The sequence below is a fragment of the Flaviramulus sp. genome, assembly GCF_982512915.1.
In genome coordinates this window covers 14,446-39,307 of record NZ_CEWOCJ010000004.1, presented here as the reverse complement: position 1 = coordinate 39,307, position 24,862 = coordinate 14,446, and the positions used below count along the sequence as shown (strand labels likewise).

At 29.7% G+C, this 24,862-nt stretch carries 28 protein-coding genes; 16 read left to right on the top strand and 12 right to left on the bottom strand.

Annotated features, from left to right (window positions below; all coding sequences use genetic code 11):
* Positions 1-2: 2 nt before the first annotated feature.
* The 3 genes from AC1XJX_RS03925 to AC1XJX_RS03915 all read left to right on the top strand — a co-directional run bounded on the left by AC1XJX_RS03925 (position 3) and on the right by AC1XJX_RS03915 (position 4,242).
* Positions 3-2,561, top strand: a complete 2,559-nt coding sequence (locus tag AC1XJX_RS03925) for a circularly permuted type 2 ATP-grasp protein (protein ID WP_482002657.1) — start codon at positions 3-5, stop codon at positions 2,559-2,561.
* A gap of 2 nt (positions 2,562-2,563) precedes the next feature.
* On the top strand, positions 2,564-3,454 hold the full coding sequence (locus AC1XJX_RS03920) for a transglutaminase family protein (RefSeq protein ID WP_482002656.1): 891 nt from the start codon (positions 2,564-2,566) through the stop codon (positions 3,452-3,454).
* A 320-nt stretch (positions 3,455-3,774) separates the two neighbouring features.
* Entirely contained in the window at positions 3,775-4,242 is a 468-nt protein-coding gene (locus tag AC1XJX_RS03915; RefSeq protein ID WP_482002655.1) for a DUF1905 domain-containing protein, read from the top strand.
* Between the two features lie 163 nt (positions 4,243-4,405).
* Here the strand turns inward: AC1XJX_RS03915 and AC1XJX_RS03910 are convergent, their stop codons facing one another.
* The 5 genes from AC1XJX_RS03910 to AC1XJX_RS03890 form a co-directional block, all read right to left on the bottom strand.
* Entirely contained in the window at positions 4,406-4,774 is a 369-nt protein-coding gene (locus AC1XJX_RS03910) for a cupin domain-containing protein (RefSeq protein WP_482002654.1), read from the bottom strand.
* Between the two features lie 414 nt (positions 4,775-5,188).
* A complete protein-coding gene (locus tag AC1XJX_RS03905) occupies positions 5,189-5,680 on the bottom strand; it encodes a hypothetical protein (RefSeq protein WP_482002653.1) in 492 nt (163 codons plus the stop codon).
* Between the two features lie 16 nt (positions 5,681-5,696).
* Positions 5,697-6,356 carry a hypothetical protein gene (locus AC1XJX_RS03900; protein ID WP_482002652.1) on the bottom strand — a complete coding sequence of 220 codons (660 nt, stop codon included), beginning with the start codon at positions 6,354-6,356 and terminating at the stop codon, positions 5,697-5,699.
* Positions 6,357-6,395: 39 nt separating this feature from the next.
* Positions 6,396-6,548, bottom strand: a complete 153-nt coding sequence (locus AC1XJX_RS03895; protein WP_482002651.1) for a lmo0937 family membrane protein — start codon at positions 6,546-6,548, stop codon at positions 6,396-6,398.
* Positions 6,549-6,746: 198 nt separating this feature from the next.
* Entirely contained in the window at positions 6,747-7,307 is a 561-nt protein-coding gene (locus AC1XJX_RS03890) for a helix-turn-helix domain-containing protein (RefSeq protein ID WP_482002650.1), read from the bottom strand.
* A gap of 328 nt (positions 7,308-7,635) precedes the next feature.
* Between AC1XJX_RS03890 and AC1XJX_RS03885 the strand changes: the two genes are divergently transcribed.
* Both AC1XJX_RS03885 and AC1XJX_RS03880 read left to right on the top strand, forming a co-directional pair.
* On the top strand, positions 7,636-7,962 hold the full coding sequence (locus AC1XJX_RS03885) for a hypothetical protein (RefSeq protein ID WP_482002649.1): 327 nt from the start codon (positions 7,636-7,638) through the stop codon (positions 7,960-7,962).
* A gap of 416 nt (positions 7,963-8,378) precedes the next feature.
* On the top strand, positions 8,379-9,098 hold the full coding sequence (locus tag AC1XJX_RS03880; RefSeq protein ID WP_482002648.1) for an FISUMP domain-containing protein: 720 nt from the start codon (positions 8,379-8,381) through the stop codon (positions 9,096-9,098).
* A gap of 20 nt (positions 9,099-9,118) precedes the next feature.
* Here AC1XJX_RS03880 and AC1XJX_RS03875 read toward each other — a convergent pair whose 3' ends face one another.
* Entirely contained in the window at positions 9,119-10,276 is a 1,158-nt protein-coding gene (locus AC1XJX_RS03875; protein WP_482002647.1) for a THUMP domain-containing class I SAM-dependent RNA methyltransferase, read from the bottom strand.
* Positions 10,277-10,484: 208 nt separating this feature from the next.
* Between AC1XJX_RS03875 and AC1XJX_RS03870 the strand changes: the two genes are divergently transcribed.
* The 4 genes from AC1XJX_RS03870 to AC1XJX_RS03855 all read left to right on the top strand — a co-directional run bounded on the left by AC1XJX_RS03870 (position 10,485) and on the right by AC1XJX_RS03855 (position 13,481).
* Positions 10,485-11,216, top strand: coding sequence for a class I SAM-dependent methyltransferase (locus AC1XJX_RS03870; RefSeq protein WP_482002646.1), 732 nt, complete (start codon positions 10,485-10,487; stop codon positions 11,214-11,216).
* 50 nt (positions 11,217-11,266) lie between these two features.
* The gene (locus AC1XJX_RS03865; RefSeq protein WP_482002645.1) at positions 11,267-11,941 is read left to right on the top strand and encodes a ZIP family metal transporter; all 675 of its coding nucleotides are present in this window, start codon (positions 11,267-11,269) and stop codon (positions 11,939-11,941) included.
* Between the two features lie 69 nt (positions 11,942-12,010).
* A complete protein-coding gene (locus tag AC1XJX_RS03860; protein ID WP_482002644.1) occupies positions 12,011-12,439 on the top strand; it encodes a DUF4268 domain-containing protein in 429 nt (142 codons plus the stop codon).
* Between the two features lie 7 nt (positions 12,440-12,446).
* On the top strand, positions 12,447-13,481 hold the full coding sequence (locus AC1XJX_RS03855; RefSeq protein WP_482002643.1) for a cellulase family glycosylhydrolase: 1,035 nt from the start codon (positions 12,447-12,449) through the stop codon (positions 13,479-13,481).
* Here AC1XJX_RS03855 and AC1XJX_RS03850 read toward each other — a convergent pair.
* Genes AC1XJX_RS03850 through AC1XJX_RS03840 form a run of 3 tightly spaced genes read right to left on the bottom strand, consistent with a single transcriptional unit; the run spans position 13,478 to position 15,286 of the window.
* Complete coding sequence (locus tag AC1XJX_RS03850) at positions 13,478-13,975, bottom strand: GNAT family N-acetyltransferase (protein WP_482002642.1); 498 nt, start codon at positions 13,973-13,975, stop codon at positions 13,478-13,480. The genes AC1XJX_RS03855 and AC1XJX_RS03850 overlap by 4 nt on opposite strands.
* Position 13,976: 1 nt before the next feature.
* Positions 13,977-14,603: a PAQR family membrane homeostasis protein TrhA gene (gene trhA, locus AC1XJX_RS03845; protein ID WP_482002641.1), complete on the bottom strand. Its 627-nt coding sequence runs from the start codon at positions 14,601-14,603 to the stop codon at positions 13,977-13,979.
* A complete protein-coding gene (locus AC1XJX_RS03840; RefSeq protein WP_482002640.1) occupies positions 14,603-15,286 on the bottom strand; it encodes a DUF4294 domain-containing protein in 684 nt (227 codons plus the stop codon). The genes trhA and AC1XJX_RS03840 overlap by 1 nt, the downstream gene beginning before the upstream one ends.
* 101 nt (positions 15,287-15,387) lie before the next feature.
* Here AC1XJX_RS03840 and AC1XJX_RS03835 point away from each other — a divergent pair, with 101 nt between their 5' ends.
* The 5 genes from AC1XJX_RS03835 (at position 15,388) to AC1XJX_RS03815 (ending at position 20,630) form a co-directional block, all read left to right on the top strand.
* Positions 15,388-16,476, top strand: coding sequence for a M42 family metallopeptidase (locus tag AC1XJX_RS03835; protein WP_482002639.1), 1,089 nt, complete (start codon positions 15,388-15,390; stop codon positions 16,474-16,476).
* A 36-nt stretch (positions 16,477-16,512) separates the two neighbouring features.
* Positions 16,513-17,067, top strand: coding sequence for an NUDIX hydrolase (locus AC1XJX_RS03830; protein ID WP_482002638.1), 555 nt, complete (start codon positions 16,513-16,515; stop codon positions 17,065-17,067).
* An 85-nt stretch (positions 17,068-17,152) separates the two neighbouring features.
* On the top strand, positions 17,153-17,638 hold the full coding sequence (locus tag AC1XJX_RS03825) for an acyl-CoA carboxylase biotin carboxyl carrier protein subunit (RefSeq protein WP_482002637.1): 486 nt from the start codon (positions 17,153-17,155) through the stop codon (positions 17,636-17,638).
* A 3-nt stretch (positions 17,639-17,641) separates the two neighbouring features.
* On the top strand, positions 17,642-19,081 hold the full coding sequence (locus tag AC1XJX_RS03820; protein ID WP_482002636.1) for an acetyl-CoA carboxylase biotin carboxylase subunit: 1,440 nt from the start codon (positions 17,642-17,644) through the stop codon (positions 19,079-19,081).
* A gap of 7 nt (positions 19,082-19,088) precedes the next feature.
* Positions 19,089-20,630: an acyl-CoA carboxylase subunit beta gene (locus AC1XJX_RS03815; protein WP_482002635.1), complete on the top strand. Its 1,542-nt coding sequence runs from the start codon at positions 19,089-19,091 to the stop codon at positions 20,628-20,630.
* A 40-nt stretch (positions 20,631-20,670) separates the two neighbouring features.
* On the opposite strand, the gene AC1XJX_RS03810 is transcribed toward AC1XJX_RS03815, so the two are convergent.
* The 3 genes from AC1XJX_RS03810 to AC1XJX_RS03800 all read right to left on the bottom strand — a co-directional run bounded on the left by AC1XJX_RS03810 (position 20,671) and on the right by AC1XJX_RS03800 (position 22,676).
* Positions 20,671-21,282 (bottom strand): DEAD/DEAH box helicase, encoded by a 612-nt coding sequence (locus tag AC1XJX_RS03810; RefSeq protein ID WP_482002634.1) that lies wholly within the window; start codon positions 21,280-21,282, stop codon positions 20,671-20,673.
* 120 nt (positions 21,283-21,402) lie between these two features.
* A complete protein-coding gene (locus tag AC1XJX_RS03805) occupies positions 21,403-21,981 on the bottom strand; it encodes a YceI family protein (protein WP_482002633.1) in 579 nt (192 codons plus the stop codon).
* A gap of 110 nt (positions 21,982-22,091) precedes the next feature.
* Positions 22,092-22,676 carry a Crp/Fnr family transcriptional regulator gene (locus AC1XJX_RS03800; RefSeq protein ID WP_482002632.1) on the bottom strand — a complete coding sequence of 195 codons (585 nt, stop codon included), beginning with the start codon at positions 22,674-22,676 and terminating at the stop codon, positions 22,092-22,094.
* 60 nt (positions 22,677-22,736) lie between these two features.
* On the opposite strand from AC1XJX_RS03800, the gene AC1XJX_RS03795 reads away from it, so the two are divergent.
* Together AC1XJX_RS03795 and AC1XJX_RS03790 are read left to right on the top strand one after the other, a co-directional pair.
* On the top strand, positions 22,737-23,981 hold the full coding sequence (locus AC1XJX_RS03795; RefSeq protein ID WP_482002631.1) for a multidrug effflux MFS transporter: 1,245 nt from the start codon (positions 22,737-22,739) through the stop codon (positions 23,979-23,981).
* A 109-nt stretch (positions 23,982-24,090) separates the two neighbouring features.
* Complete coding sequence (locus tag AC1XJX_RS03790) at positions 24,091-24,819, top strand: nitroreductase family protein (RefSeq protein WP_482002630.1); 729 nt, start codon at positions 24,091-24,093, stop codon at positions 24,817-24,819.
* Positions 24,820-24,862 lie beyond the last annotated feature (43 nt).

Genomic DNA, 24,862 nt, shown 5'->3' with positions numbered 1-24,862 from the left:
ATATGCCCTTAGATTCAAATACAATATTTCAAAATTATTTTTCCGACTTTAGGAATTATGATGAGGTACTAAAATCTAATATGTCTATCAATCCTAATTGGGAAAAGTTATTAAATAACTTAATCCAAATGGGTACAGAAGCTATATCAGCTAAACAAAACGAAATTAATTGGTTGATGGACGAAAACGGTGTAACCTATAATGTTTACAACGACCCAAAAGGCATGAATCGATCGTGGGATTTAAACATTGTTCCTTTTTTAATTCATCAAAATGAGTGGACAAACATTGAAAAAGGTATCACTCAAAGAGCAGAATTATTAAATCTTATTTTAAAGGATATATACGGAGGTCGAGAACTTATTAAAAATGGTATTATACCTCAAGAAGTTATATATGCACACCGAGGGTTTTTAAGACAATGTGATCAAATTCAATACAAAACTGCCAAAAACTTACTTATTTATTCAGCAGATTTAGCCAGAGGACCAGATGGTAGAATGTGGGTGGTAAATGATAGAACACAAGCGCCTTCTGGAATGGGTTATGCTTTAGAAAACAGATATTCAACCAGCAGAGTTTTACCAAATATATATAAAGATATCAATGTTAAGCAACCATCACAATTCTTTTACGAATTTAATCAAATGCTTATTAATTGTGCTCCACAAAACAAAAACAATCCTAACATTGTTATACTAACACCCGGACCATTAAACGAAACTTATTTTGAACATGCTTATATGGCATCATTTTTAGGATATCCATTAGTTACGGGAAACGATTTAGTTGTTAGAAATGGTAAGCTTTGGATGAAAACTTTAAAGCAACTAAAGCAAGTAGATGTTGTTTTAAAACGTGTTGATGATGTCTTTATGGATCCATTAGAATTAAAAGAGGATTCATATTTGGGCGTTGCAGGATTATTAGATGTTATTAGAGAACAAAAAGTTACTATTGTAAATCCTGTTGGCAGTGGTGTTTTAGAAAATTCAGGTTTAATACCGTTTATGAATACTATTTGCAATTATTTCCTGAAAGAGGATTTAATCCTGCCTCAAATAGCGTCTTGGTGGTGCGGACAAGAAAAAGAATGTCAATACGTGCTTAACAACATTAAAGATTTAGTTGTTAAACGCATAGATCGTTCGAATAGAGAATATATTTTTTTCTGTGAATTTTTAGATGCTAATGCCATTAAAAAACTTAAAAAAGATATTTTAGCTAGCCCATATAAGTTTGTAGCACAAGAAAAAATTTCATTTTCTACAGCGCCAGATTTTACTGAGGGCACACTAGAACCTCGAAAAGTGATGTGCAGAACCTTCGCCATCGCAAAACAAGACAGTTATACCGTGATGCCAGGTGGTTTAGTTCGTGTAGCTGCAGAAAGAGAAAACCTATTTGTATCAAACCAACGTGGTGGCGTTAGTAAAGATTTCTGGATTGTAACTGATGAGCCTCAAACTAATATTCAAAATTATTCTTGGGATAGTTCTTGCCGAATTTATATTTCAGATATAAATGATTTACCTAGTAATACAGCCGAAAACTTATACTGGTCTGGAAGGTATTTAGGGCGCGCATTAGTAACAGCCCGTTACCTTAGAATGGTTTTGAATAGAATGAACCAAATTCAATATAACAGCAGAAAATCTGAAAGTGAAAGTTTAATTTATCTATTTCAATCCATAACAAATATCACATCAACATTTCCTGGTTTTGTTGGTGAAGGTTCTGAAGAACTTTTAAAAAATCCTCTAGAAGAAATTATTTCTTTGTTGATGGATGAAAAGCGTATTGGAAGCTTTGCACAAACTATGTCTAGTTTTAATAATTCCTATTATTCGTTACGAAGCCTGTGGTCTAAAGATATGTGGCGCGTTTTTGATGGTATTAAAAAACAATGGCGAAAATTTAAAGAGGATCATAATTATTCGGTAACTGAACTATCAAAATTATTAGATCGAATTATCACTCGCTTAATTGCTTTTATGGGTTTAATTGAAGAAAGCATTTTAGTTAACCAAGGGTTGTTATTATACTTTATAGGTTTACAAACCGAACAGGCTATGATGAATATTGCGAAGTGCAGATCGCTTTTAGTATTTAATTACGATGAAAATTTACAATATGAAATATTAGAATCGTTACTTACAAGTCATGAAAGTTTAAATATTTACAGATACAGTTATCGCTCTTATTTAAGCTTAGAAAATGTTATTAATTTGATTTTGTTAGATACTGAATATTCTAAATCGTTAAATTATCAAATAAAACGTATTAAAAAAGATGTTGATAATTTACCAAATACAGAATTAGAAAATACGGTTTCAATTTGTAAAGAAAAAATTGCGTTAGCCAACTCTAAAATGGAGAGTTTAAAAATAGAAAATCTTATCAAGATAAATCATGATAACACTTTAAGAGAAAACCTTGACGATGCTTTATCCGAATTGAGTGATTTGCTTCATGAAACATCTCTAGCTATTTCAGATACCTATTTTAATCACTCATATCAACAAAAACAACTAGTAAATCAAAACTTCAACTTGTCATAAAAATGCTGTATCAATTATCACATACTACAAGTTATATTTACGAAAACGGGGTAACTTTTTGCCATAATATAGCCACCTTAAAGCCCAAAAACATGTTGGGACAAACCGTGGTAGATTATTATTTAGAAATAAGTCCAGAACCCAATGAGGTTTCAGAAAAAATAGATTTTTTTGGAAATACCGTCACTAGATTTTCAATACAAAAACATCACAAGGAACTAAGGGTAACTGCATATAGTAAAATACTAAAAAACAGTAATTTAAATCCAAAAATATCTCATAATTTTGAAGCTAAAAACATCACTTTAGAACAAGCTTTACAAGCTTTAAAAAAATCAAGATCAGAATTTATAGATATAAAACAATTTATTTTAGAATCTATTTTAATTGCAAAAATCACACCTGAAATAAAGGCATACGCTGAAGTTTCTTTTAAACCAAACCGATCCGTTTTTGAGGCCTCTTTTGAGTTAATGCAACGCATTTATACAGATTTTGAGTTTAATACCAAGGTTACAAACGTAGCAACTCCAATATATGAAGTGATGCAACAGAAAAAAGGCGTTTGTCAAGATTTTGCTCAAATTGCCATAGCCTGTGTGCGAGCAGTTGGTATACCAGCCAGATATGTTAGTGGGTATATAGAAACATTGCCACCTCCAGGTAAAGATAAATTAATTGGTACCGATGCCTCTCATGCTTGGTTTTCTGTTTATATACCTAGCTTTGGATGGGTAGATTTTGATCCAACAAATAATCAAATACCTCAAAACCAACATATCGTGGTGTCCTATGGAAGAGATTATTATGATGTTCCGCCTTTAAAAGGCGTTATTTATAGTACTGGTAGAAGCAAAATGAAAGTTGCTGTAGACATTAGACCTACGCTTTAAAACCTACATCCAGCAAACTTACATTCAAAATCTTAAAAATTACCTTGAATTATGTTATTCTTTAATGGTTCAAAGGCATAAAAATAATAATCGTACTATTTTATTAATATTTTAAAAAAAGTTGTTATTAAACATTTAATGTCTTTTTAATGAATGCTATCTATAAAATTGAAAAGTCTTATCAATACAATAAAAAAGTTAACATATCTAAATTAATAAACCACAAAAAACACATATATAATTTATTTTTAAGTAGATAACAATAATGTATAGAAACGACCAAATCGATATTTAATAACCATTTAAAGATTATAAAACGAATGAAATACATTATTAAAAATGAAGAATTGACGCTTCAATATATCCCTGGAAATGGAGCTTGGACATATCAATTAATAATCCCAAACACAAAAGATATTAAGGGAAAATGGGGCGACTTAAAAGTATCTGGAACTATTGATGGTTATAAAATAAAAAACAAGCATTTAGGTCCAGTAAAAAATTCTGATAAAAAAATGTCTATAAATTCAGAAATTAGAAAAGCAATAAATAAACATGGAGGAGATTCTGTAATTGTAACTTTATATCTAGAAAATCAAACCGAAAATAATGATAGTTCTGAGATTTTAGAATGTTTTAAAGATGCACAAGTTTTAGGAATTTTTGAGCATTTGGACAAAATACAACAAACCGAAATTCTTAAAGAAATCTGTACTGTTGAAACTTATAAGCAAAAAGCAGAAAAAATAGTCAAGGCAATTGAAAATCTTGAGAATAAACGAAGATAGGCGGACAAATATCACCTCTATGAATACCATGTATAATTGCAAAGTTAAATGCTGACTGATGAGTTCTCTAGGAATATACAATCTGTGACTTATTTAGAAATTAACTAAACGACTCTTTTTTAATTTGTAAACTATCTTAACTTGAGTAAATTGATGCGTTTTCTTAGCCACTTTTAATACCGGTTGAAATAATTTTAAACTTAAGCTTACCTTGGATAATATGACTCGCATGAGCAGGAATAATAATTGATTCGCCTTTGTTAAGCATATGCGATTGTCTATTTATAAAAATGTCAGCTTTTCCATCAATTACCTGTATAAAAATGTCAAAAGGTGATGTTTTTTCAGTTAAAGCTTGCCCAGAATAAATATAAGAGTACGTTACATTTCCAGTAGTTTTTTCTATTGTTTTGATTACAACTGAATTTGGTTTATACTCAATAATCTCTAGGACGATAAAAGTTTCATTCTTTAGTGTCTCAATTTTTTTAACTACGTATTCTGATTTGGTATTTTTTTTTCCTTTTGACATAATCTCTAAAATTGTAAATTATTAACTATGCATAAGCTAACTAAATTAATATGGTATTGGTTACAATACAATTACAATACATTACAGATATCACAGTTTAGAACATAAAAAAAGCAGACAAAGAGTCTGCTTTTACTGCCTTATGATATGACTCATTTGGACTTTCACTAACTAACTTATATCAATAAAAAGTGGTTAAGAATTTGAAAAAAAATGATCTATTACAAGTGATAATAAAAATAAGACTATACATATAAGGAATGTGATTTCTGTTAAAAAAAATGAAAACACTGTGATACCCGAAAATCCTATGATTGCGACTACTATTGCAATAATTATTAATACCATTGACCATCTTAACATAATTTCTAGTATTCATTGGCTAAAACACCCTTTAATTTAAGCTTAAATATTTTAAAATTGATATCTAATCCCAAAGGCAATATCAAAATCTAAATCGTTATTATCGTAAGTTTCATCACCAAAACCTATTTCTGGTCTAAAATCTAATGAAAGTAATAGCGGAATATTAAAATTATATTCAATACCAATATCTCCTGCTGCAAACACAAAAGTGTCTTTAAAATCATTACCATTATTATTATTAAAACTATAGGAACCTATACCTCCACCAAATCCTGCATACCAATTAAAACCCGAGTCAATATTCCAAACCCATTGGTATAAACCAGCAAGCTTAAATCCGTCATAATTTTTACCATCTCTCCAACCTAGATCAAACTCTAAACGATTGTTTTTGGATAAGTCTCTTTGATATGATAATTCCGCACCAAAACCATCGCTGTCTCCTAATCTTAAACCTAAAGCATTTTTTGAAATATCTTGAGCATTCAGAGTAAATCCAATTACTAAGACAATTATGCTAGTAATTATTCTATTTTTCATGTTCTTATAATTTATATTATTGCTTTGCTTTCACATTTTCTTCTGATTTTGCTCCCATTCTATTAAAAGTATACATGGGTGCAAACTTTAGTTTTAAACCTGCTATTTTTAAATTATCCGCATTGGTTAAACCTTCATTTTCAACGGTGTTTTTTCTAGTGTCTATAGCTTCATATAATAATTTAATTTCATCCCAATCTTCTCTCGTATAGCTATCTTTATTAGCTTCAACAGTATCAACAAAGTTTTGGTAAACGGTTAATATATTTGCTTTGTTAATCCACTCAAACATCATATCATCATTTTCATGATTTATTCCTAAAAGAGATATTCTAAAGTTATTTTTTTGAGTTTTAATTTCTTGACGTTTGCTTTCTGCTATCTCTTCTTTAAAGTCTTCAAATTTTTGTGTGGCAACATCAATATCTTTTTTGAAATCATCATTTTCTTTAATACCAATTAAGTTTTCGTTAGCAATAGTTTTATTTCTATTGTAGCCCTTTTCAATGTTTTCCCAACTAGTATTCGCTTCTGCAAAATCTAATTTAGATATGGAGTCTACGTAGTTAGAATAATCAGCTACGTTTTGTTTAGCTACTTTCCTTTTAGCATCTTTACATGATATTAATACGATGCATAAAGTGCATAATATGATTTTAAACTTTAATGTTTTCATGATTTTAAATTTTAATTATCTAATAAACTTTTTTGCTTGTTAAATTCTTTTTCCACCAATCAATCGTAATAAGATAGCAATAACTGCTATAACTAATAATATGTGTATTAGTCCACCAGCATTATATATAAAAAAACCTAATAACCAGCCTATTACAAGTACAACTGCAAAAACGTATAATAAACTTCTCATTTCTTTATATTCTAAATTGTTAAAAAATCTAAACCTTATATTTTATTTGAGATACTAAAAAAAAGCAAACTTAAGAGAGTCTGCTTTTAACTGCCAAACGGTATTTTCGTTCAGAAATTTCTTAACTAATCTCTTAATTCAAAGGTGATTAATTATATCTGAAATAAGTTACATTGTAATTAAAAAGGGTTACATATATCACAGATTCTCTAAATTTCTTTTTCGTTTTTTTCCTATTTTTTTGTAGAATGAAGGACATTGCCCAGTTACTTTTTTAAATTGATTTGACAAATGAGCTACACTACTATAATGCAATCTATAGGCGATTTCAGTAAGATTTAGTTCATCATAAAGTATAAGTTCTTTGGCTCTTTCTATTTTATGATTGATAATAAAATGTTGAATATCGATTCCTTTAACTTCAGAAAACAGATTGGACAAATATGTGTAATCATAACCCAATTTTTCACTAATAAAATCTGAATAGTTAACTTTAGGAATCTCATCAGAATAGTGAATCATTTCAATAATGACATTTTTTATTTTATCTACAAGTATACTTTTCTGGTCGTCTAATAATTCTAATCCAGAAATAGCCAAATTTGATTTAAGTTTTTGTTTTAATTTATTAGTAAGGTCTTCTTTAATTTCTATCATACCAAGTTCAATACTCATAATATTCAAGTCAAGTTTTTCTAATTCTAACTTAACCATGATTTTACATCTTAAACTTACCATGTATTTAATATAGAGCTTCATTAATTATTTTAGTTTAAAATGTTACTTATTATTTAAAGATAACCTATAACAGGGTATTAATAAGAAAAGATGATGAAAATATAATAGCTGTTTAAAAACAAAGAATTATCAATAATAGTGTTATATTTAAGTTACATAATTCACAAAGATTTTATTTTTGGTTATTATTTATTAATTAGGTAATTAAACAACATACAAGATTTTGGAAAAATAGCCAAACGAAAATAATAATGATTAATATTATATGAAATGTTCTGTTTGCTCTAATGAAATTAAAATGAATTATTGTTCAAATTGTGGTCAGTATTTCAAAGACAGCAGAGTTACTATGTCAACCATATTTGTAGATCTATTTGACAGTATTTTTTCATTAGAAAAATCTTTTTTAAGAAATATAAAAACAGGAATAAGTCAACCAAAAACACTGCCTATTAATTATTTAGAAGGTTTTAGGAAGTTTTATTTTAGCCCAGGAAAATTCTTCACAATAGCATCTCTATTCCTATTATTACATTATGTGTTTGCTAATGATTTTTTAGGTATTGTAGTATCGAGTACTATGCCTTCTCAATTTGTAATACTAATAACCAATATAATACTTTTAACTGTAATTAGTTGGTTAGTTTATTTCAAGTTCAATAAAAATATTTTTTAACATCTTGTATTAAATATTTACAATGTATGTTTATGGACTATTATTTTCGTGCCAATTTCAATTATTTTAAACTTAATAGTAAATAACAATGCTATTGAGGAACTATTTTTTATACCATATCATTTATTAATTTTGATCTGGAATTCTAAAGCTTTTGAGTTAACTAAAATAAAACGATTTATTTTTATTACAATAAATTTGATTTTGTTTTATAGTACAATATTCTTTTTGATATATAAATATGGAGGTTTTTAAAGATAAAATTCCAGATATTAAATAGAATTAAAAAAACTTCTAGCAATATAAAAATCAGCCAAAAAAATAAATTTTTCAATTTAAATAATATTTGATTGTGTTTTATTTCAGGAAAAAAGTAAATAAGGTTGTTGTATAATAAAACAATCATAAAAACTACAATGAGAATCAACTTAATTTTTTTATTAGCTTTTTTAACTTTTGGATGTTCTGATGATACTAACAACATAGAATCTGAATTGACTTTAACAGATGCTGACGGTAATGTATACAATACCATTAAAATGGGAAATCAAATTTGGATGTTGGAAAACCTAAAAACAACCAAATACAATGATGGTACACCAATTACCCTATACACTTTTGAAGAACACCGAAATAACTGGGGTAGTTTAGACAAACAAGAGGCGTTTTACCAATGGGCATCAACTGAAGATTTAAATAATGTTTTTGATGAAGAATTACCATTTGATTATTATGGTGCTATGTATAACCATTTTGCAATTGAAAGTGGCAAGTTAGCACCAGAAGGTTGGCGAATACCAACTGAAGCTGATTTTAGAGAGTTAGAAAGTTTTTTAGCTAGTGAGGGGCATACTGGAATTGAAGCAACAGTTTTGAAAACTGAAACAGGATGGTTACCAGGTTTTGGTGGTGGCACTAATTTATATGGTTTTAACGGCTTACCAAATGGATATGTTAGTGCGTTTGGAACTCCTACTTTAGGTCAAGGTATTTGTACATGGGCTACCTCAAATGTAATTGGAGATAATTTGCTTTCTCAAAGAAGAGTTTTAGTTCAACTGTTTAACGAAAATGCCATGTTATTTGACGATGCAGCTATACAAATTGGAGCAGGTATTAGATTAATTAAAGAATAAAGTTTAAATAATCTAGAAAATCAATTCATATACTTACCTTTTTTACTCCCTTCGTACATCACATATTTAACTAAACGCGCTTCTAATTTGGCATTAAAAAGTTGAATTTTTCGTGAAGGCCGCAAACCAACATACTTTAGCGCATCAAGGTTTGATGTAATAAACCAAGCATCTGTATTAGGATAACTTTGCTTAAGCGTATCGCCAATGCTTTTATAAAATTCTTGCATATCTATATTTAAACGCTCACCATATGGAGGGTTAAAAACCATGTGTAATTTTGAATCTCCACCTTTTTGAGTTTTAAAAAAATCTTCGTGTTTAATTTCAATAAAATCCTCTAATTGAGCATTTTTTACATTTTCTTTAGCTTTAAGAACGGCACTAGGAGCCTTGTCATATCCTATTATTTTATGATGAAAATCACGTGTTTTCCCCAGTAGAGATTCTTCTATTTTTTCAAATAAATCAACATCCCAATCTTGCCATCGCTCAAAGGCAAACTCTTTGCGCATTAAGTTTGGTGGTATATTACAAGCTATCATAGCAGCCTCAATTAACATGGTGCCAGAACCACACATCGGATCCATAAAATCTGTTTGTCCGTCCCATCCAGATAGCATAATTAAACCTGCAGCTAACACCTCATTTATAGGTGCAATATTAGTTGCTGTTTTATAACCTCGTTTATGTAAGGAATCTCCAGATGAATCTAGAGAAATAGTACATTGGCGTCTATCAATATGCACATTAACTTTAATATCTGGAAATTTTAAATCTACATTTGGACGTTGCCCATCTGTATCTCTAAATTTATCAACAATTGCATCTTTGGTTTTTTGTGCGATGTAAAGCGAGTGTGAAAACAAATCTGAGTGAATGGTTGCATCAATAGCTAGAGTTCCAGAAGGTTTTAAATATTGAGACCAGTCCATTGCATAAATTTTATCGTAAAGATCTTTTTCACTATTTACAGTAAATGTATGTATAGGTTTTAAAATTTTAACAGCGGTACGTAACGCTAAGTTAGCTTTGTACATAAAGCCTTTATCACCTGTAAAAGATACGTTTCGTGTACCTGATTTTACGTGTTGTGCACCTAGTTGTGTAAGTTCATTAGCCAATAAATCTTCAAAGCCAAAAAGTGTTTTGGCTACCATGTTAAAATTTTCTTCCATTTTTTGCATCGAATAGATTGCAAAAATAATGTAATTTTGCTTGAAACGTTAAGTTTATTGATAATAAGGGTTAAGGATTGAAGCGGCATCCTTTTTTGTTTTCTGAATACAAATTTGTTATTGACAATTTAGTAAAACTTTATCAAAAAAGATATAGTATAAAGCCTGACCCCAAAACATAGTTTTGGTGAAACCCCATAAAATGCATATGACTAAAGATAAAACAAAATGGTTTACTTCGTGGTTTGACACGCCTTATTACCATACATTATATAAAGATAGAAACGATAGCGAAGCACATGCTTTTATGGATACACTTACCGAGTATTTAAATATGCCTGAAAATGGAACTATTTTAGATTTGGCTTGTGGTAAAGGTAGGCATGCACGTTACCTTAATAAAATTGGGTTTGATGTTACAGGTGCTGATTTGAGCGAAAATAGTATTGCTTTTGCGAAAGATTTTGAAAACCACCGATTACATTTTGTAGTACACGATATGTGTAAGCCGTTTGGTAAACAGTTTGATGCGGTTTTTAATTTGTTTACTAGTTTTGGATATTTTTCGCATGATGAAGATAACTTAAAAACCATAAAAGCAATTAAAGAGAATTTGAGTGAGGATGGTTTTGCTGTAATAGATTTTATGAATAGCGAGTTTGTAATTAATAATTTAATACCTGAAGAAACAAAAACGGTTGATGATATAACATTCCATTTAAAACGATATGAAGATAATGGATATATTATAAAAGATATTACTTTTACTGCCGACGGTGAAGACTATTATTTTCAAGAACGCGTTAGAGCGTTTACTTTAAATGATTTTGTAACACTTTTTGAACAAGCCGATGTATTTTTATTAGATATTTTTGGTGATTATAAATTACGAAAGTTTAATAACAAAACATCAGAACGTTTAGTGATGATTTTTAAATAAAGTTTTAATAGGTGCTTTTTATGCTTACCTGTTGGCTAAATATTTTATGAATGATTAAGTTTTTATTTCCTATACTGGCAGTTTTTTTAGGCGTTGTTATTGCTATGTTTTCTAAAAATAAAAAAACCTTAAACACCAAGCTTTTATTATCTTTTAGTGGTGCTTTTTTATTAGCACTAACCCTTTTTGAGCTATTACCAGAAGTTTATGAACATATAGAAGCAAAACGTACAGGTTTGTTTATCATGTGCGGTATATTATTACAAATTGTTTTAGAATTATTCTCAAAAGGGGCTGAGCATGGGCATGTACATATCCATAAAGATGAAAAAGATTTCCCATGGATGTTATTTATAAGTTTATGTATACATAGTTTTTTGGAAGGTTTTCCAATACACGAACACAACGATATGGTTTATGGGGTGTTAGTCCACAAAATACCAATTGCAACTTTAATAAGCATGTTTTTATTTCAATCTAGTTTTAACAAATTTAAAATCGGTTTATTTTTAGTCGTTTTTGCTTCTATGACACCTTTAGGAACCCTTATTTCTAATACTGTTAACTTAAGTTTGTCTTTAGCTAACAGTATAAATGCAATTGTTATTGGTATCTTTTTTCATATTTCTACTACTATTTTATTTGAAAGTGGCGAAGGGCATAAATTTAATTTAAGAAAATTTGTAGCTATTATTTTAGGTGTTGTAATTGCTTATATCATATAGATTATAAAAAATATCAAAACATTTATCAATCAGAAAAAAGTAGTATCTAACTTTAAAATTAGAAAAAAAGTGTTTTCAAAAGAAGAATCTCGATTATTACGACAAGAGTTCTGGACTAGTTTTGGTAAATCGTTTCCAAGAAAATGGATTTTATACAATACCAAAATAAAAGGTTTTAGTTTTAAATTCCATTTTGATAATAAAACGGCACTAGTGACTTTAGATTTGGAAGACAACTTAGAAAACCGCATAAATTATTGGGAAAAACTTCTATCTTTAAGAGCTATCATTTTAAATGACTACCTACCTAATGCTGTTTTTGACGAGGTTTTTTTTTTAGATAATGAAAAAGAAATCTCGAGAATATACGTGCTTTTAGATAAAAAAGTATCCATACACGATAAAAATACTTGGCAAGAGGTGATGGTTTTTTTTAATGAAAACATGAGTTTATTTGAAGCTTTTTTTGAAGAATACCGAGATATTTTAATAGATTAACTTTGAAATGATTGCTATCAAAATCAAACCCCTTATAATAATCATCCTTTTACTTGGCTCAATAGTATCGTGTACTAACGAAAAAACTGAAACCAATGATAACTCAGATACTAATTTATTTTACCAAGTTGAAGCATCTATAATTTATAAAGAGGGTGTAGAATTTAATGCAAATGGTGTAAATACTTTAAACACTTTTGGGATTTCAAACCATGAATTAATTAGTGATTGGAATATTAAAATAGTAAGAGAATTTATAGGTAATTTAAGAGAACAACCTATTGAAGGTTTTGCAATTCAAGCTAGTAACGGGAGTTTTTTACACGCTTTACAAAATATCGTAGACAGTAACAGGAATAACGGATTAGTTACTATTTTATGTCCATTTGGATGGGTTGATACCCGAGGAAAACAAACTCTTTTTACAGGTTTAAACCCAAAATCTCAATCGTTTTTTGGAAACTATAAAACTAAAATGAGAGCTATAGCTGAGCACTTTAAAGAACAACCAGATGTTTGGATTGAAGTTTGGAATGAGCCTTACCATTTTAATAATGAAAATGGATATAGCCACTTTTTATGGTTAAGTGATATGGGAGAAATGATTGATAATTTAAGATCTATTGATGGTTTTACCAATATTATTGTGGTACCTGGTAATGAGCAAGGACAATCAGAAATTGCAGTTCTAGAACAAGGCAATAATTTATTAATTAATAGAGATAATATTGTTTTTGATATTCACGCTTATGAAAAATGGTTAATAAATACCACCGAAACTCAAATAAAATCTCGAATTGAAACCGTAAACCAGTCAGGATTCTCATTTGTTTTTGGAGAGGTTGGTGTTATAAACGCTAGTGTATTAATGCCCGTAGATAATTTTTTATCTGCAGTTACACAAACTAAAACAATCACCATGGCTTGGCTATTTAATAGAAACACAAACGATCAGAATGCTTTATTAACTGATGATGGTTTGGAAAATAACACCAACAATAATAATTGGGCAACTACTTATAAAAATTTCTTAGCTAACTAATTTTTAAGAAATTTCATCATCAAATAATCATCCATAATAAAGCCATTCCCAATGTCCGTAATAACATCGGCTTCTTTAATAAACCCCATTTTTTCATAAACTAAAATAGCATTAGTATTATATTTATTTACATGAAGTTTAATTATTGAAAAAGCGTGCTCTTTGGCAAATGATTCAGAATAAAACATGGCCTGTTTTGCTATTTTTTTTTCTCTAAATTCTTTTAAAACATATAATTTACTGATATACAAAAAATCTGTTTTAAGTTCTAAAGATAAATAACCAACAGGTATTGCGTTAAAAGTCATTAAAAAAAACAAAACACCAACTTGTGCTCTTTCTTCAATTGCTTTAACAGAATTATACTTTTTAAGCATGTAATCAATTTGCTCTAAACTGATAATGGTAATATAATGTTCGTGCCAAACTATATTTGCCAATTGCTCAATGCGAAAAAAGTCTTTCTGATTGTTTGCTTGAAATATATCTATCATATTAAATTACATAAAAGAAAATCATAAAAAAATGACATATAGCACCTACCAAAACAAAAAGATGCCATATAACATGATTGAATGGTATTTTTTGAATCACATAAAATACAATACCTAAAGTATATGCTAAACCACCAGCAAATAATAACAAAACACCATTTGTACCAATAGCATGAGATAAGTTTGAAAAATCAAAAACAATGAGCCAACCCATAACTAGATACAATAGAGTTGAGAAAATTTCGAATTTTCCAGTAAAAAACAACTTTAAAACTATCCCAAAAGTGGCAATACCCCATACCGTAAAAAAAAGCATCGAACCCTTGCTTTCAACTAAAGAAATTAAACAAACTGGTGTATATGTCCCAGCAATTAAAAAATAAATACTGATGTGATCTACTATCCTAAAATAGTGTTTACGCTTCTCCCTTTTCACTGCATGGTAAAAAGTAGAAGCACTAAATAAAATAATGATGGATAAACCATAAACTATAACACCAAACAAACTCCAATCAGTTTTATTTGAGTTATACATAATTAATAAAACTAAAGCTATTATGCCAAATAAAGCACCAAAAGCATGGGAGATGGCGTTTAACTTTTCTTCAAAATTTGTTTGTAAACGCATCAATCTCTTTTAATTTCTTTGGAATAAATCCATTTGTTAGTCAAATCGTAAAAGTCAAATTCAATAGCAGATTTTTGTTCTTGTAAAATACCACTTTGAAAATTACGTTGCAATATATCTTCAATTAAATAATCTTCTTTAACGTTAACAGGATCAAACGATCGTTTTAAAGAAATGTCGAACATGCTAGCTGTGGTATTATACCAAAATGCTCTCCAACCACTTCTCAGTTCTTTTATTAAATCGAAAGCAGTAGTTCCGGTTTGCCGGTGAATTAATTTGACTAAAATTTGTCCTTCAGTACGAGTTAACTTTTTCAATTCATCCGAAAACTCACCTTCAATATATTTTTGTACTCGTTTGGTATAACGTTTTTTATCTCTAGCTTTTTTTAAGCTGGCCATTCTGGTATTCATGGAGTCTAACCTATCAGCAGCTAATTTGGCATAAGGATACACTTTAATGGTTTTTCTTCTTAAAATTAAATAGCGTATACGATCTTCTTTATTATTAAATTTAAGCTTATGCAAAAGCATCACTTCGTCTAAATTAATTGTTGTTCTAGGTATCGAATCGCCTTCAATTATCAGATATTCAACTACAGTAGAATCTTGTTCAACCTCTTTTACTTGAGCTGATAAAAACAAAGGAGTTAGTATGAATAGATATTTAAAAAGGTTCATAAAAAACTAGGATACATATTACCAATCAAAATTACTAATTTACACTCTCTTAACCATTTTTTTATATTTATATTATTATTTTAGTGCAAAACTTTTTATAAATGACAAACAAGAGCATTCTTAACAAAAAGTCAATGGACTTTTTAGAAAAATATTTAAATAATGCAGCGCCAACAGGCTACGAATGGAATGGGCAAAAACTTTGGATGGATTATTTAAAACCTTATGTAGATGAATTTATAACAGATACTTACGGAACTGCTGTAGGCATTATAAACCCAAAAGCTAAATACAAGGTTGTTATTGAAGGCCATGCTGATGAAATTTCGTGGTATGTTAATTTTATATCCGATGATGGTTTAATTTATGTGATTAGAAACGGTGGTAGTGATCATCAAATTGCACCTAGTAAAATTGTAAATATCCATACCAAAAAAGGTATTGTAAAAGGCGTTTTTGGATGGCCAGCAATACACACTAGAGATCGTGCAAAAGAAGAACCACCAAAACCAGAAAACATTACCGTTGATGTTGGTGCAAAACATAAAGAAGAAGTAGAAAAAATGGGAATTCATGTAGGATGTGTAATTACCTATCCTGATGAATTTCATATTCTAAACGGTGATAAATTTGTATGTCGTGCACTAGATAACCGTATGGGTGGTTTTATGATTGCAGAAGTTGCAAGATTATTAAAAGAAAACAAAAAGAAACTACCGTTTGGGCTTTATATAACAAATTCAGTACAAGAAGAAATTGGTTTACGTGGTGCTGAGATGATTACACATACTATTAAACCCAATGTGGCTATAGTAACAGATGTAACGCATGATACCACTACACCAATGATTGATAGAAAAAAAGAAGGTCATTTAGAAATTGGGCTGGGTCCTGTGGTTGCCTATGCACCAGCGGTACAACAAAAACTGCGAGATTTAATTACAGAAACAGCAGAAGCTAAAAAAATACCTTTCCAACGTTCTGCTTTATCAAGAGCTACAGGAACTGATACCGATGCTTTTGCTTACAGTAACGGTGGTGTAGCATCTGCTTTAATTTCATTACCGCTTCGTTACATGCATACAACCGTAGAAATGGTTCATAAAAGTGATGTTGAAAATGTTATAAAATTAATTTATGAAACATTACTTAATATAAAAGCTGGAGAAACCTTTAGTTATTTTGAATAAAACTTAAGCCTCATTTTTGAGGCTTTTTTTGTACTTATGGACGAATATATAGATATTGTAGATGCCGAAGGTAATCAAACTGGAGACGCTGAGTTAAAATCAGTTATTCATCAAAAAGGATATTACCACCACACGGCGCACATATGGTTTTACAATAAAGAGGACCAGATATTACTCTCGCAACGCTCTGCAAAAAAAATAATTTGCCCACTATTATGGGACGTTTCTGTTGCTGGACATATAGATAGTGGTGAAACTCCAAAACAAGCTGCAATTAGAGAAACTAAAGAAGAAATTGGTTTAGATATTTCTGAAAATGATTTAATAGAAATAGGCGTTTTTAAATGTTTTCAATCTCACGGAAACGATATACAAGACAACGAATTTCACAACACCTTTATAGTTGAATTAAAAGCAGAACTTTCAGAATTAACACCACAAGAAGAAGAAGTTGAAGCTTTAAAACTTATATCTTTTAAAAAATTTCAACACTATTTAGACGTTATTAATGATGATAACAATCATTTTATTGCTTCTAATAAATCATATTATGAATGTGTACTCAATGCAATAAAAAGCATCAAAATTTAAATAGATTTTAACATTTGAATGGTTTATCCTAATTAAACCAGTTGGTTATATTTAGTATATTTACTAACCACTAAACTTTTCAGCTATGAGTATAAATTTTAAGGCTAAGGTAAATAACTCTTTCGATTTTGATTTAAATGCCGTAGATATTTCAAATATGGATGCTTTACAAATTTCAGAAACTGAATATCATATTCTTCATAATAATCAATCTTTTAAAGCAGAAATCATTAATCAGGATTTTAATAACAAATCGTATCAGATTAAAATCAACAATAACAACTACAACGTCACTATTTTAAATGATTTAGATATCTTGATAAAAGAAATGGGTTTTACAACTAGTAGTACAAAACATGTAAATTCTATAAAAGCGCCTATGCCAGGTTTAATATTAGAAGTGGATATTAAAATTGGACAAGATATTAAAGAAAATGATACTCTTTTAATATTAGAAGCAATGAAAATGGAGAATATTATTACTTCGCCAAGAGATGGAATTATAAAATCAATTGCGATAAAAAAAGGCGATGCTGTAGAGAAAAATCAGTTATTAATCGAATTCGAATAAACTATGAAAAAAATATTGGTTGCAAATCGTGGTGAAATTGCGATTCGAGTAATGAAAACTGCCCAAAAAATGGGAATAAAAACGGTTGCTATTTTTTCAACTGCTGATAGAAATGCCCCTCATGTTAAATTTGCCGATGAAGCAGTTTGCATTGGAGAACCACCTTCAAGCCAATCCTATTTAAGGGGTGATAAAATTATAGAAGTTGCTAAAAACTTAAACGTTGATGCCATTCACCCAGGTTATGGTTTTTTAAGTGAAAATGCTTCTTTTGCTGAATTATGCGAAGAAAACAATATCATTTTTATTGGTCCAAAATCAAAAGCCATAAAAATAATGGGTAGTAAATTAGCTGCTAAAGAAGCTGTTAAACACTATAATATTCCAATGGTTCCGGGTATAGACGAAGCCATATCAGATGTCACTAAAGCTAAAGCAGTAGCCAAAAAAATTGGATTCCCTATTTTAATTAAAGCCTCTGCTGGTGGTGGGGGAAAAGGCATGCGAATTGTTGAAAAAGAAAGCGATTTAGAGTCGCAAATGAATCGTGCTATTAGTGAAGCAACTTCTGCTTTTGGAGATGGCTCTGTGTTTATTGAAAAATATGTTTCCTCTCCTCGCCACATTGAAATACAGATTGTGGCAGATAGCCATGGTAATATTTTACATTTTTTTGAAAGAGAATGCAGTATTCAAAGACGCCATCAAAAGGTAGTTGAAGAAGCACCTTCTTCGGTTTTAAATCCAAAACTAAGATCCCAAATGGGAGAAGCTGCTATTAAAGTAGCTAAAGCTTGTGATTATTTAGGTGCAGGTACTGTTGAGTTTTTACTTGATGACAATCTTAACTTCTATTTTCTTGAAATGAATACCCGATTGCAAGTAGAACATCCTGTCTCTGAATTAATTTCTGGATATGATTTAGTTGAGTTACAAATTAAAATAGCTCGTGGTGAAGCTCTTGAAATGAAACAGGATGATTTAAAAATTAAAGGCCATGCTTTAGAACTAAGGGTTTATGCTGAGGATCCATTAAATGATTTTCTTCCGAGTGTTGGGCATCTAGATATTTATAAATTACCCGAAGGTGATAATATCCGCGTTGATAACGGATTTGAAGAAGGCATGGACATTCCAATATATTATGACCCCATGTTATCTAAATTAATTACCTATGGAAAAACTCGTGAAGAGGCTATCCAGTTAATGATTAAAGCGATAGATAATTACCATGTTGAAGGCGTTCAAACTACACTCGCTTTTGGAAAATTTGTTTGCGAACATGATGCTTTTCGTTCAGGGAATTTTGACACCCATTTTGTGAAAAAATATTATTCGCCAGAATCTTTAAAAAATCAAACAGAATTAGAAGCTAGAATTGCCGCTTTAATAACTGTTAAAGAATACTTAAAAGACCAAAAACTACTTAGGTTACCTAATTAAAAATATTATGGATTCTAAAATAGAAAAATTAAACGAACACATAGCTTTAGCTAATTTAGGTGGCGGACAAAAACGTATTGACAAACAACATGAAAAGAAAAAATTAACAGCTAGAGAGCGTGTTAATTATTTATTAGATGAAGGATCGTTTGAGGAAATTGGGATTTTAGTAACCCATAGAACCACTGATTTTGGTATGGAAAACGATATGTATTATGGCGATGGTGTAATTACTGGTTATGGTACAGTAAACGGACGATTGATTTATATTTATGCTCAAGATTTTACAGTTTTTGGAGGTGCATTGTCTGAAACTCAAGCTGAAAAAATATGTAAAATAATGGATATGGCTGTGAAAGTTGGAGCCCCAATCATAGGATTAAATGACTCTGGTGGTGCTCGAATTCAGGAAGGGGTTCGCTCTCTTGGGGGTTATGCGGATATATTTTTTAGAAATGTGCAAGCCTCTGGCGTTGTACCTCAAATTTCTGCAATTATGGGGCCTTGTGCTGGTGGTGCTGTATACTCGCCTGCAATGACAGATTTTACAATAATGGTAGAAAACACTAGTTATATGTTTGTAACGGGTCCAAATGTTGTAAAAACGGTTACTAATGAAGAAGTTACAAGCGAAGAATTAGGTGGTGCTCATACACATGCTTCAAAATCTGGGGTGGCTCATAAAACGTCGGCTAATGATGTAGCATGTTTAGAAGATTTAAAAATATTATTGAGCTACTTACCTCAAAATAATACCGAAAAACCAAAAAAACTTAAGTTTAATATTAAAGATGAAGTTAGAGATGTATTATCAAATATTATTCCTGATAATCCAAATAAGCCTTATGATATGCATGATATTATTTCTGGGATAATAGATGAAAATTCATTTTATGAAATTCATAAAGACTATGCTGAAAATATCATAGTAGGTTTTGCCAGATTAGGAGGACGAAGTGTAGGTGTTATTGCAAATCAACCTATGTTTTTAGCAGGTGTTTTAGATGTAAATAGTTCAAAAAAAGCAGCACGATTTACACGTTTTTGTGATTGTTTTAATATTCCCCTGTTAGTTTTAGTTGATGTTCCCGGTTTTTTACCTGGAACTGATCAAGAATGGAATGGTATAATTGTACATGGAGCTAAACTCTTATATGCTTTAAGCGAAGCAACCGTGCCAAGAGTTACTGTTATTACAAGAAAAGCCTACGGAGGTGCTTATGACGTAATGAATTCTAAACATATAGGTGCAGATTTAAATTACGCATGGCCTTCTGCTGAAATTGCAGTTATGGGTGCAAAAGGTGCTAGCGAAATCATCTTCAAAAAAGAAATTTCAGACTCTAACAATCCTAAAGAAAAACTCGCTGAAAAAGAAACTGAGTATGCTGAAAAATTTGCAAATCCTTACAAAGCAGCAAATCGTGGTTTTATTGATGAAGTTATTTTGCCAAAAGATACTAGACGAAAATTGGTTAAAGCTTTTTCCATGTTAGAAAACAAAAAAATAGATATTCCTAAACGAAAGCATGGTAACATTCCATTGTAACAGTTATTATTGGTTAAAAATCTGAAGTTTTTAAAAAAAATTAATCCATTTCAACAACTTCAGCATTAAACATAAAAGTGTCTTGCCAACGCTCAAATCTAGCATCAAATTTATCGGTAAAAACTAAATATTGGCATTTACCAATACTTTCTGGTGTTCTTGTAACTTCAGCTAAATTATTATTTCTAAATAAAAATTCGGCATCTTCAATAATACATATTTGTAGTTTATTTAAATTAATACCATTTAAATAAAATAGTTTATTTAAGCGCTTAGGTGTTGCAATTACAATATCTGTACCCATATAAATTTCGTCTCGCTGATGATCTATATTTTGTTCATCATAAGCACAATATACCCGTAAATTTGTACATCTTTTAAAGACATTAAATTCTAATTCTAGATCTAAAGCAGATTGTTTGTCTTTAACAAAAATTAAAGCTCTAGGCGCATCCTCATAAGCATATTTTAATTTTTGAACAACACTTATTAGCATGCTACTAGTTTTACCAGAATTTATTGGTGCTATTACAAACAAGCTCGTACCTGCTTTTATTTTTGATAAAATTAATTTTTGAAGCGGTAATGGGTTTGTAAAACCTTTGTGGTTAAGAGTATCTTTAAGAGGCTCTATTAACTTTTTAAATGACATAAATATGATTTCTTATATGGATAACAAAGATAAGGTTTTCAAAATCCTTAAATAGATCGTTTTAAAAACAAAAAAAAGCGCTCATTTCTGAACGCTTTAATTGTATAAATTCTATTTTTCTTAAAACTCTAAATCTGCTACTAAATCGAATTCGTCATAAATAGCTTTATCTTTTAAACCATCAAAAAAGCTAGTTGAACCATAACGAACATCATATTTTGTTCTATCAACTTTTAAAGATGCTGTTGCTTTATTTCCATAAACTGAAATTATAAAACTTACAGGATTTGTTTTTCCTTTAATAGTTAAATCTCCAGTAACATTGTAAGAATTCTTTCCAGAAGCCTTAACATCAGTAAAAACTAAAGATGCTTTTGGGTGGTTTTCAACACCAAAAAAATCATCAGATTTTAAATGTCCATCCAATTTACCTTTAGAATTACCTTCTAAATCTGTTGTGTTTATAGTGGTCATATCAATAACAAACTCACCTCCAGTTAATTGGTCTTCTTCAAAAACTAAGGATCCAGACTCAATGGCTATGGTACCTTCATGAGAACCTGTAACTTTATAACCTTTCCAAATTACTTTACTACTTTCTGCTTTAACTTCTTTTTTTTCACCACTAAAAGTTGTGAATGATAAGGTTGCTAAAGCAACTATGGCTATAAGTGATAAATTTTTAATTGTATTTTTCATGTTTTAAATTTTTTTAATATTGATTTAATTTATTGTGTTGCAAAACTGATGAAAATAATTACGAAATCAAATAAGATAGATTAAGTAAAATTGTTAATCTATGTTAATATTTATTCTTCAGCATTTAATTGGGCTTTAATTTTACTTAAAAATTCTTTTGTGATACCTAAATATGAAGCTACCATATATTGCGGTATAATTTGCTCAATTTTAGGATATTGATTTTTAAAATAGAGATATCTATCTTTTGATGAAAGACTAAAACTTCTCACAATTCGTTTTTGAGATGCTACAAAAGCACGCTCTATAATTTGTCTGAAAAGGCGTTCCAGTTTAGGTATTTTAGCATATAAATCTTCAATAACATCCACAGAAAACATTATCAGTTCTGTTTTATCAATGCATTGTATGTTATAATCTGCAGGTGTTTGTGAAATAAAACTACCCATATCAGATGTCCACCAATCTTCAATAGAAAATAAAACAATATGTTCCTGACCATGATCATCTAGATGAAACATTTTAGTACAACCAGATATAACGAAACAGTGGTGTTTACAAATATCTCCTTGTTGCAAAACATACTGACCCTTCAAATATTTTCTATAAGCTACTTTAGAAGTTAAATAACTTTCTTCTTCAGGAGTTAAAGTAACATAATTACTAATATATTTTAAAAGAGGTTCAATAGTCATTTAATAGCCTTCATATATATCAAATTTAATAATAATATTATTAAATTATTAAAATGGCTTATGAATATTTACTCCATCAAATTATTATACTTTTACGGCATGCCAGAAATTAAAAAAATAAAGGTAGAGTTTATTGCGTTAATGGCTTCTTTAATGTCTATTGTAGCTTTATCAATTGATGCCTTATTACCTGCATTACCAGAAATTGGAAAATCATTGGGTGTTACCAATCCAGAAAATAATCAATTACTAATTACCATGATTTTTTTAGGTATTGGTTTTGGTCAACTCATTTTTGGACCCTTATCAGATAGCTTTGGCAGAAAACCCATAGTTTATTTTGGATTTATCGTTTTTTTTATAGCAAGTATCATTTGTGTAACAACCAAAAACTTTGAAGTGATGGTTTTTGCAAGAATTCTTCAAGGCATTGGTTTATCTGCACCAAGAAGCATTAGTTTATCCATTATTAGAGATGAATATAGTGGCAATTATATGGCAAAAATCATATCAATAGTTGTCATGTTTTTTATACTTGTCCCTGTTGTTGCGCCTACTTTAGGGCAGTTTTTAATTCATTTTTTTAATTGGGAATCTGTTTTTTATTTCAATCTAATTATTGGAGTTTTTATAATGATTTGGTTTTGGATGAGACAACCCGAAACGTTAGCAAAAGAAAAACGTATAAAATTTTCATCTCATTTATTTATTGATGGCACTAAAGAGTTTTTTAAATACAAAGATGCGATAGCTTTTACCGCCATATCTGGTTTTATCACCGGATCGTTTATGGTGTATTTAAGTACCTCACAACAAATTTTTCAAGAGCAATACAAACTGGCAGATATGTTTCCTTATATTTTTGCGAGTTTAGCAATTTCAGTAGGTTTGGCTACCTTTTTAAATAGCAGATTGGTAGAAAAATTTGGTATGTTTAAAATGGCTTATGTATCTTGTATCGCCTATACCATCATATCCGTTTTGTATGTTATTCTTTTTTCATCAGGTAAAAATCCTAGTGTTTATATTTTAGTAAGTTTTTTTGCTTTACAATTTTTTGCAGTTGGATTTATGTTTGGAAATTTAAGAGCCCTGGCTATGCAGCCTTTAGGACATATTGCAGGTATAGGAGCTGCAATTAATGGGTTTCTTTCTACAGTTTTGGCGGTACCTATAGCTAATTACATTGGTAGTTTTGTAAAAACATCAGTATTACCACTTTTTATTGGTTTTTCAATTTTTGGTGTTTTATCTGTTTTGGTTTTTATTATTTTGAAACAGAAAAGTAAATTAGTGTCTGTTTAATTTACATACCTTTAAATGACTATAAAATAGCTTATATTTATACTAATAAATCGATAAATTTTTAAACCTTAGTTTGAAAATAAACTTTAAAATTTAATTTTATAAAAGTATGGAAAAAACAGTTTCAGAAGCTATTGCTTACAGACGATCAGTAAGAGTTTATAAAAACAAATCCATTGATTCTGAAAAGGTTAAACAATGTTTAGTAAATGCATCTTTGGCTCCAACTAGCAGTAATCTTCAGCTTTGGGAGTTTTATCACATTACCAATGAAGTAATTTCAAGTAAAATAGCTGAAGCGTGTTTAAACCAAAGCGCCGCAAAAAGTGCACAACAACTTGTTGTTGTGGTAGTTCGTAAAGATTTATGGAGAAAAAGAGCAAAAGCAAATATTGAATTTTTAAAAAAAATTTATGATAAAGAAGGACTTACTGATAGCGAATTAAAACGAAAAAAAATGGCTATTAATTATTACGGTAAATTGATTCCTACTATTTATAATGATTTTTTTGGGATATTAGGATTTATTAAATTTATAATATTTCAAATTATTGGTTTTTTTAAACCAGTTTATAGACAAACGCGATTAAGTGACATGCGAATTGTAGCTCATAAAAGTGCTGGATTAGCCGCGGAAAACTTTATGATAAGCATGTCTGCAATTGGTTATGACACATGCCCAATGGAAGGCAGTGATACTTTAAGAATAAAACAAATTTTAAAACTTCCAAGGCATGCAGAAATTAATATGGTAATTAGTTGTGGAATAAGAGAGCTTAAAGGGATTTATGGTCCTAGATTTAGAATACCTTTTGATGAGGTATATTACAGAATTTAATTAATTATTAAATTATAATAATTTTAAAATAATGCCACAATTA